This is a genomic window from Candidatus Marinimicrobia bacterium CG08_land_8_20_14_0_20_45_22 (genome assembly GCA_002774355.1).
Lineage (GTDB): Bacteria > Fidelibacterota > UBA2242 > UBA2242 > UBA2242 > 0-14-0-20-45-22.
On record PEYN01000092.1, the window covers coordinates 1 to 9,710 of the forward strand.

General features: G+C 40.1%; 7 protein-coding genes. 5 read left to right on the forward strand and 2 right to left on the reverse strand.

The genetic code is table 11. The features are described 5' to 3' along the window. The 4 genes from COT43_05800 to COT43_05815 form a co-directional block, all read left to right on the forward strand. A partial coding sequence (locus tag COT43_05800; GenBank protein ID PIS28733.1) for a hypothetical protein occupies positions 1-759 on the forward strand: 759 nt, incomplete at its 5' end. A gap of 52 nt (positions 760-811) precedes the next feature. After that, complete coding sequence (locus COT43_05805; GenBank protein ID PIS28734.1) at positions 812-2,293, forward strand: hypothetical protein; 1,482 nt, start codon at positions 812-814, stop codon at positions 2,291-2,293. 14 nt (positions 2,294-2,307) lie between these two features. After that, entirely contained in the window at positions 2,308-3,627 is a 1,320-nt protein-coding gene (locus tag COT43_05810; protein PIS28735.1) for a hypothetical protein, read from the forward strand. 96 nt (positions 3,628-3,723) lie between these two features. Then, positions 3,724-5,292 (forward strand): hypothetical protein, encoded by a 1,569-nt coding sequence (locus COT43_05815; GenBank protein ID PIS28736.1) that lies wholly within the window; start codon positions 3,724-3,726, stop codon positions 5,290-5,292. A 93-nt stretch (positions 5,293-5,385) separates the two neighbouring features. On the opposite strand, the gene COT43_05820 is transcribed toward COT43_05815, so the two are convergent. After that, entirely contained in the window at positions 5,386-7,611 is a 2,226-nt protein-coding gene (locus tag COT43_05820; protein ID PIS28737.1) for a hypothetical protein, read from the reverse strand. Next, positions 7,608-9,287 (reverse strand): hypothetical protein, encoded by a 1,680-nt coding sequence (locus tag COT43_05825; GenBank protein ID PIS28738.1) that lies wholly within the window; start codon positions 9,285-9,287, stop codon positions 7,608-7,610. Before COT43_05825 ends, COT43_05820 begins: the two co-directional genes overlap by 4 nt. 73 nt (positions 9,288-9,360) lie before the next feature. Between COT43_05825 and COT43_05830 the strand changes: the two genes are divergently transcribed. Further along, positions 9,361-9,710: metallophosphoesterase (locus COT43_05830; GenBank protein ID PIS28739.1), on the forward strand; the 350-nt coding region annotated here is incomplete at its 3' end.

The following is a 9,710-nucleotide window of genomic DNA, read 5'->3' on the forward strand; positions in this document are numbered from 1 at the left end:
TTTTCTTCAAACACGCTTCCGAGAAGCGCATATATAAAAACCGATACACTTACCACGGCAACATCAACCAAACTTTTAGCGGCGACAAAAGATACTTACAGCAATCCTCTGCTTAAACCCATTTCGCAGGACGGCTATGAAATTACCTGTACTGACGGAGAAAATCAGCCGCTCACAACACTTGCCAAAGATTACACCTTGTCAATTAAATATGCGGATGTTGATAATGACGGATATGTTGACGGCACATTGACGCAAGAGAAATATTTAAGAGTTTTTTGCCTTAATGAAACAAAAAATATGTGGGAATTGGTGGAGGGTTCTACTGTTGATTTCAGAAATAATGTTTGTTCTGCCAGGTTAAACCATTTTTCTACTTTTGCCCTTTTAGCATATAAAGCGCCGGAAAAGGACTTAAGCGGCGTCACGAATTTTCCCAATCCGTTTAATCCGAACGATTCTGACAACCCCGAGGCGAACGGAATTAAAGGCACGGTTATCAGATACATTCTCACGGAAGACAGCGATGTTACAATCCGAATTTACAATCTTGTAGGCGACCTTGTTAAAAAGATGGAGTTCGCAAAAGGCGACGAGGGCGGTAAGGGAACATCTGTAGGTTATTCAAACAAAATCGCGTGGGACGGCAGAAATGACGACGGAATGCTCGTTGCAAACGGGGCATATATCTGCCAGATTATAGCGAAAAATACAAAGGGAACATTCAAGGAAACAAGAAAAATAGCGGTATTGAAGTAAGGAACACGGAACTGACACGGAACAAAACACAGAACTGACGCAAAACATAAAAATGATAAAGAAAATTTTATTCTTATCTCTTATCTCTTATCTCTTATCTCTTATCTGCCTTTTTGCACTTGATATAAACTACGGCGAGCAAAAAGGGCATGCGGGTTTTCCCGGCGAATACCTTACAAGTTTTTCCGCGAATGCAAGGGCATTGGGAATGGGTTCCGCATACACCGCTCTGGCAGACGACACAGCCGGCGTTTATTTCAATCCGGCGGGGCTTTCGCAACTTACATGGCGGGAAACATCATTTTTATATTCTCAACTTTTTCTTGAGACGCAATACAGTTTTGCCGGTTATGCACACCCGTTTATGAAAAGAAATGTTCTGGGCGTTTCATGGATTCGGCTCGGTGTTGACGACATAGAAAAAACGGATTTTGACGGGTCAAGCGAGGGGACAACTTTTTCTGATGTCAATAATACATTCATGATTTCTTACGCCAGAAAATTCGGCGAGCAGTTTGATGCCGGCTGTAACTTAAAACTTGCCACACAGAATATCTACGACCATTCGGCGACGGGTTACGGACTTGACCTTGGCGGGCTTTATCATCTTCCGTCTGAAATTCCGTTTGTCACGGGAAATTTATCGGCCGGGTTGATGTTGCAAAATGTTGTGTCGCCGACCTTCAAACCAAAATACAATACATCACAGAAGGATGTTTTTCCAGCAAATGCGAGATGCGGCATCGGATGGGAAAAGAATTTCGGTAAGAAATCACTGCTCGTCGCCTCCGATGCGATGTTGGTCAACCTGCTGCCCGATAGCAACCTTTACTCAAGCGGGTCGGGTAAAACATTTTTAAGATGGTTTAACGGAGCCGAGTTCAGTTATCCGACGCGGCTTGTTGATTTTGTAATAAGAGCAGGAATTAATTACAAAGAACTGACGGCAGGCGCCGGGCTTCAAACAAGAAATTTTATTTTTGATTATGCCTGCGGATTTCATCAATTTGATATAACCCATCGCTTCGGTTTAAGGATAAAATTCGGGCTTCTGCCGACAGAAGAGGAAAAAATCATCGCAAAGCAGAGAGTGGCTTTGGAAATTGAGACCGCATACAACGAATCATTGTCCGCTTTCAATCAAAAAGATTTTGATACCGCAAAAAACAGGGCGCAAAAAACACTTGAACTCAATATCAATCACAAGGGTGCGCAGAAAATTTTGGATGAAATCGCCGTCAACGAAAGAAAATACCGTGCAGAAAAAGCATTTCAGGATGCCTTTAATCTCATAGACATCGGGAAGGAAAACGAGGCGGGCGCGAAAATTCAGGAAGCGATAGAACTTGACCCGAATGTCGCATCTGTTATAGAAAACGACTATCTTGAAAAGGCGGAAAAACTGATGTCGCAGAAACAGTATATTGAATGCAGAAAAACATTGATAAAGGTTTTAAGAATAAATCCGAACAATAAAAAGGCGTCGGAAATACTGAAAAAACTTGAAACGGTCTTAGAATATATTACACAATAAAACGGGAGTATTTCATGAAAAAGTTTTTTGTCCAATTGATTTTAATTTTAACCTTTTACTTCGTGACTTTCACGCCTTTAACCTGCCTTTATTCTGTCGGTGGGTCGGCAAAAATCTATTTTGATAAAGGGGTGCAGGAATATCTTCAGGGGAATACCGACGCTGCAATAAAAAACATTGAAGACGGTCTTGCCATTGAAAAAGATAACAAAAAAATGCAGGCGTTATTCATAAAACTTTTAATTGAGCAGGGAACAAGATTTTACGAGCAGAAACAATATAATGATGCGGTGCCGTATTTGAAAAAAGCGGTGAAATATATCCCCGAAAATAAAGACATACAGGATATGATTTATCTCTGCGAAAAACAATTAAGACCGCAGCAGCAGGTTATTGCACTTCAAGGCGGGGCAACGGGTGCGGCAGGCGGGTTGGTCGTTATCGGCGGCGGAAGCGACGAAAAAATGATGTCAAAACTTTTTGATTCAGTCCAGCAGCAGCAATCAAAACTTATTGAGGCATATACAGAGCCGCAAGATACCTTGCGGACGCTCATCGGAAAAAGTGATGAAGAAAGGGCTCGTCTTATGGAAATACTCAATAAAAAGGACGAAGCATTGGGTTCGGCTATGAAAGGACAACGTTCTACTCTTTTAATTACTATCGGAGCGGGGGTTTTAATTTTCGGCGTAATATTTTTCCTTGTATATTACGGGATGTCAAGAGCGGCGGCAAGAAGAGAGGCGGTATTGGTTCAGCAACAGGAAAAAATTCTGGGTATGGTTTATCAACAAAATATCGCACTTACACAGGGAAATATGCAACTTCGCCTTGCTAACCAGCCGAATGTTCCGCAGTTGGAGGCACCGGGCATCACTCCAAAAGAGATGTTGAATGACCCCAATGCCCGCATCAGGGCGAAAGGCATAGAGGTGATTGAGGCGGAACTTGTAAATGAAGACGCATCGGTTGCCGAAAAAATACTAAAACCGTTTTTTGAAGATAAGGATAACAGGGTTCGGGCAAATGCCGCAAAAATTTTGTATAAGTTTAATCCAGAAGCATCTATGGAATTTCTTAATGGAATGATAAATGATACAGACAAGTGGACAAGGGCAAGCGGATTTTGGGCATTAGGAGAAATCGGCACCGATGGGACATTAAATATACTGATTGATAAAATAAATGAGCCGGATTATCACATAAAAAGAATGATTTTGAGGTCAATAAAGAAAACCATAGCCACCAAAAAATCCGAAATTCCCGATGAAACAATAAAAAAGGCAAAAGAAGAACTTCTAAAAATCCAGAAAACCGAAAAATGGATTATCTAAAAGAATGATTACAACGATATAGATGCAGATAACAGCGATAAACCGCAATCTCTTATCGCCGTAATCGTTGTTGTTATCGCTGTAATCTTGTGTATAATGTATAAAAACTGTCCTTATTGCGGAACACCGAACGACATACTGGAAATATCAATAGGTCAAAAGGTCAAATGCAAAAAATGCGGAGCCGCTTTTGACAGCGACGAGACATCCCAGCAACGAACCGTAATTTCCGACAAATCAACGCCACCAGCCGAACATAAAACAAAAATTGTAACATTCACGCCAAAACATAATATTCCCGGATATGAAATCTTACAGGAAATAGGAAAAGGCGGGATGGGATATATCTATAAAGCCCGGCAGATATCACTCCAAAGAACCGTTGCAATAAAAATCCTGCCCGAAGAACTTTCTCAGGATGAAAATTTTTTACAGAGGTTTGACAAGGAAGCGCTGGTATTAGCAGGGCTGAAACATCCGAACATCACCGCCGTTTATGATAAAGGTCATTTTGGAAATGTTTATTATTTTGTAATGGAATTTATTGAAGGGTTTGATTTAAGAAAAGAACTTCAAAAAGGGAGATTGCCGTTAAAGGAAACCTTGCGAATAATTACTGCTGTCTGCGGCGCTCTGGAATATGCCCATCAAAAAGGCGTCGTTCACAGGGACATCAAGCCGGAAAATATTCTGTTTGATTTTGACAGAAATCTAAAGATAGCCGATTTCGGGCTGGCAGGACTTGCAACAGTCGGCTCAAACCTGAATATTACCGGCGCAAATGTCGTAATGGGAACTTATAATTATATGTCGCCGGAACAACGGCAGTCGGCAAATGTTGACGGCCGTTCCGATATCTATTCTACAGGCGTGATGTTTTATGAGATGCTGACCGGCCAGTTGCCCGTCGGAAGGTTCTCGCTTCCATCCGAAATTATTCCCGGCATTGACAAAAGAATAGACAAAATAATTACCGGAATGCTTCAAACGGATTTGCGTTTAAGGTATCAGACGATAAAAAAGGTCATCTCCGACCTTTCGGAAGTTCTTTCAGTCAAACCTGTCGTTGAGAAAAAAGAAGGTAAAAAAATACCGATAAAACCATTCGCAATAACTTTAATTATTCTTGCGGTAGTTGTTTCTTTAATAGCGGGCTTAAAAAAACTTACCGTAAAAAAAACCGCACAGCAGTTAATTGACTCTGCGATGCGGACAGATAAACCTGATGAAAAAATAAAAATTTTTAAAAAGGCGCGTGAAGAATTTCCCGACGATAAATCCGCCGGGGCAAAATCACTTATTTTAGAAGGTAATGTCTATACTGCACTCGGAAAAAATTCAGAGGCAATTTCAAGTTATGAAAAAGTGATTGCCGAATATCCCGAACAAAATGATGAAACGGGCTTTGCACAGATATTTGCAGCCGCTGTTCTTAATAAAACAGGCGATACCGACCAGGCGCTTGAGGTATTAAAAAACTGTATATCCAACCATCCTGATAACTCAGAAATACAGGCGATGGCATATTTAGGTGTCGGTGATATTCAGACGGCACTCGGTGATACAAGGAAGGCGAGAATTGCATATCAAAAAGTACTGCAGGATTTCCCGTCCGTTGAAAAAGCAGTAAAACTTGCAAAAGAAAAATTGGAAATAATACAATAAGAAATGTCATTCTGAGGGCGAAGCCCGAAGAATCTCGTAATCAAAAACGGGATGCTTCACTTCGTTCAGCATGACATCTGTGTTAATTTGATGTTACTCCGCAATAAGTATTTCAACCCGCCTGTTTTTGGCTCTTCCTTCTTCAGTCACATTTGATACCAGCGGTTTTGTCACTCCAAAACCAAATGTTTTTATTCTGTTTTTTGCAATACCTTTCTCAATAAAAAAATTTTTAATACTTATCGCACGGTTAATAGATAATTGCATGTTGTAGTTCTCATCGCCGACATTATCGGTATGTCCATGAATTATTACCTGCACCTTATCTCTGAATTTTACACTCTCAACGATTTTATTAAGAGCATCAAATGCCTGCGGGATGATTCTGTCGCTTCCCGTTTCAAAATTTATGCTGCTTAAAACCTTTTTTTCCTTGACCTTGCCAACTTCAAAAAGCCCGCCGCTTCCGCCGGCAAGCACCCGACCCGTATCGCTTACAAGTATCGCCTTGGGCGGAGTTTTTTTATCCATACCGTCGCTGTAGTCCTTCCATGTATCGCCTTTATTGTTTGATGTAAAAATACCTTTTTCCGTAGCGACATAAACATTGTTCTTGTTTCGCGAATCTATTTTCAGGGAATAAACTGTTTTTTTGCCGGGAGGCAAACCGAAATTTTTTTCTCTGAAATTTTTACCGTCGGCACTTACAAGCACTCCTTCATCACCTCTGGCAACAAATATCTCGTCCGTTTCGGGGTTGACAGCAATTTCTCTGACGGGATGGTCTTCCTCTCTTTCTTTGAGAAGTAAATTAAACGATTTCCCTGCATCATTTGAGAGAAACAACCCTCCTTTTTTAGAACCCGCATAAAGTTTTTTATTGTCTTTCGGATTGAAACAAAGTTTGGAAACGACTTTGTCGGACACATTATTCCATTTTTTTTCTTTTTTAAAAATTCCTTTTCCGGTGGCAATAAATTTTTTATTGGTCTTCGGCTGTATCTCTATATCAAAGACCTCCGGATAAACACCGGGGGATACCTCAAACAATACGTCATTGTTTCCACTGAATGAAGTACCTGCATCCTTTGATTCAAATATACCTTTACTTTTCGTTCCGACATATAAAACCTTTTTATCGTCCATCGCAAGCGTCGTAACGGTATCTTTAATCTCCTGTCCCATCTGCTGCCAGTTTGTCTTACCGTCAACCGATTTCAGCAATCCCTTTTTTTCAGTTGCAAGGAAAACCGTTTCACTGGCGGGGTCTTTAAGCATATCAAAAAGTTCGCCGATGTCGCCTAAATTCATATCTAACCATATATCGCTTCCTACCTCCGGCACCTCGCTTATTCTTACTTCTATCTCATTTTTTGTCAGAATATTTTTATCGCCGGCTGATATTATTTTTCCGTCAACGGGATATAAAATTTTTATCAGATTTTCCGAAACCGGCTGGATTGTGTTTTCCGCTCTTTTTGCAGCGATGTCCATAACCGTAACTTTACCATTAACGCCTCCGACGGCAATCTTTTCTTTATCCGGTGAAAAAGCAATTGAATTGACAAAATCGTCAAAAGTTGCGACGGTTGAAACGGTTTGGGCTCTTGTATCCCAGACCCTCACCGTTTTATCCCAACTTGCAGAATATAAAAGATGTTTTTCAAATATAAGAGATGAAATGCCGGATGTATGATAGGTAAGCCGCTCGTCAACCTTGCCGTCTGTAACATTCCAGAGAACAATTAAATTATCTCCGATTCCACCGCCTGAAGCAAGAACATCCCCTCTGTAAGAAAAAGCAAGCGATTTAACAGCTGCCTTGTGAACACCTTCTTTCATCTTAATTCCTTTACCGGATGCAACATCCCAAACATAAATATTTCCGCTCCAATCGGCAGAGGCAAGTTTTCTGCCGTCTTTAGAAAACACCAAACAGGTTAAAAGGTTTTTATGTCCCTTAAAAACCTTGATCTCTTTTGAAGAAGAAACATCCCATAATCGGACAACACCGTCGGTGCAACCAACCGCAATTAAAGAAGAATCCGGCGAAACAGCCAGACAATTCACAATGGTTGAAAACCCTTCATAATTCTTTATCAACTGTAATGTGTCGATATCTCTCAATTCCACCCAGTATCTTGTCGCCACCGCAATAAATTTATTGTCCTGTGAAATATCAATATCGCTTATTTCGTTGACATTCTTATCCCGCGAGGAAATCACGACTTTTTCAGAAGCGGAAAGAGAGTAAGAGAATAAGAAGGTAAGAAAGTAAGAAAAAAAATATTTCGCGACTCCGACTTTTTTATTTTTCATTTTTTCGCTTCGCTTGTTGTTTTCGGAAAACGGTGCAGGATTATCCTGAATGTCGTTCCTTTGCCGGCAACGGATGAAACATCAATTGTTCCTTTATGCTCGGTAATAACCTTTTTGACAACAGCAAGTCCGATGCCGGTTCCTTTGGAGCCCTTTGTTGAAAAATCCATATCAAAAATTTTCGTGATTTTATCTGCGGGTATTCCGGAGCCGTTGTCAGTCACTTTTAGAATAAGGGAATCTGCCCCGGTATCAAATTCAGCAGAGATTGTTATCTCGCCATTGTCCTTTTCAACCGCATCAACGGAATTGGAGACAAGATTTGAAATTACTCTGTCCATTGATTTTTTATCAAAAAAAATGGCGGGTATATTATCGGCGCATACACTTTTTAATTTAATCTTTTTTTCATCTGCCCTAGCCTGACAGGTTACGATAACATCATCAATAAAATCTTTTACATTTACTTCGTCAAGAGACGGCTCTCTGTCTTTTGAAAGATTAAGCATATCCAAAACTAAATCCGCAATTTTATCTTTGCATCTTTTTACAGCAGTCCAGCCGTGTTCAACTTTGGATGAATCATTTTTTTTCAATCCCATATCAACTACCATAGCACCTGCGTCCAATCCAAGAAGAATATTTTTTATATCGTGAGAAAGGCAGGCGACTGTCTGACCGATAGCAGTCATTCTTGTCGCTTTGATATTACTTTCAACAAGGCGGGCATTTTGTACGGCAACACCCGCGACATTACCTATCGCAGATAAAAGTTCCAGTTCATCTTTCGTAAAACTTCCTTTGGTCCCTTTCGTATCAACATTGATAACGCCGATAATTTTCTCCTTACTTTTAAGAGGGACGCACATTAAAGATGTAATCCCGAAACTTATTATTGATTGGCCTGAAGCAAACCGCTCATCTGACGCTGCATCGGAAGTAAGCACGGACTCGCTATTTTGCAAAACTCTGTTCACGATACTTTTGGAGAGCGTCGGCGTTTCATCTTTGCCGTTTTCAGTTCGTTTTTTTATGACCGGCACTTCCCAATCACCCGACTGCTCGTTTATCAGCATAATAAACCCGCGGTCGGCTTTTATAACGGAAAATATTGTGTCCATAATTTTATTGAAAAGTTCCTGAAGATTAAACATTGAACTGATAGCATTGTTGACTTCGTAAATAGTATTAAGATTCTTAATTGCTCTTCGTAATGCTTGGGCATCCTGTGTGTCTGAAATCGCTTTTTGCTGATTAAAACGGATTATCGTTGCATTGGAAGAAATCGTTTTATTTATATCTTCTTTTATTTTTAGAGGAGCGGCTGTTCCGATGGTCGTCAATACAGCACCCGATATACCTGCATTTCTCTCAATCTCGGCAATTTTGCTTGGCGTCATATCAACACGAAATACGCAACTACCGACGGTTATCATATCGCCGTGATGCAATTCCGTATCACTGATTTTTACATTATTGACAAAAGTGCCGTTGGTTGAACCCAAATCCTTCGCGAAAAATCTGCCATCCCGTTCTTCTATAACACAATGGTTCCTGGATATTTTATCGTCGTTAAAAACAATCGTATTGGTCGGCACTCTGCCGATACTTGTCCGTTTTTGACCGATCTTATATACACTGCCCCTGTTGGGTCCTATTTCAACAATTAGTTCCATATTTTATATTTTACCAAAAAAAAAATCGCTTGTCAAGGTTGACATCTAAATAATTTTATGTATAATATCTCTTGTGAAATATGCAGTTTTTTCGGATATACATTCAAATCTTGAAGCATTAGAGAATGTATTAACCAAAATCACTAAACAAAATGTTGACGGATACATCTGTTGCGGTGATATTGTCGGCTACGGACCGGAACCGAATGAGTGCATTGAAAAAATTAAAAAATTAAAAAATTTAAAGATTGTGACGGGAAATCACGACAGGGCAACAGTTGGATTATTTGATATAGAGTGGTTTAACGATAATGCAAAAGCGGCGGTTTTGTGGACATCATCACAACTAACTGAAGAAAATAAAAAGTTTTTGGGTGAACTGCCGGAAAAAATAATTGAAGAAAATTTTACCGTTGTTCACGG

Excerpts from the sequence above, each read along its gene's own strand:
- COT43_05805 (PIS28734.1), top strand. The coding sequence starts at position 812 with ATGATAAAGAAAATTTTATTCTTATCTCTTATCTCTTATCTCTTATCT.
- COT43_05810 (PIS28735.1), top strand. The coding sequence starts at position 2,308 with ATGAAAAAGTTTTTTGTCCAATTGATTTTAATTTTAACCTTTTACTTC.
- COT43_05815 (PIS28736.1), top strand. The coding sequence starts at position 3,724 with ATGTATAAAAACTGTCCTTATTGCGGAACACCGAACGACATACTGGAA.
- COT43_05820 (PIS28737.1), bottom strand. The coding sequence starts at position 7,611 with ATGAAAAATAAAAAAGTCGGAGTCGCGAAATATTTTTTTTCTTACTTT.
- COT43_05825 (PIS28738.1), bottom strand. The coding sequence starts at position 9,287 with ATGGAACTAATTGTTGAAATAGGACCCAACAGGGGCAGTGTATATAAG.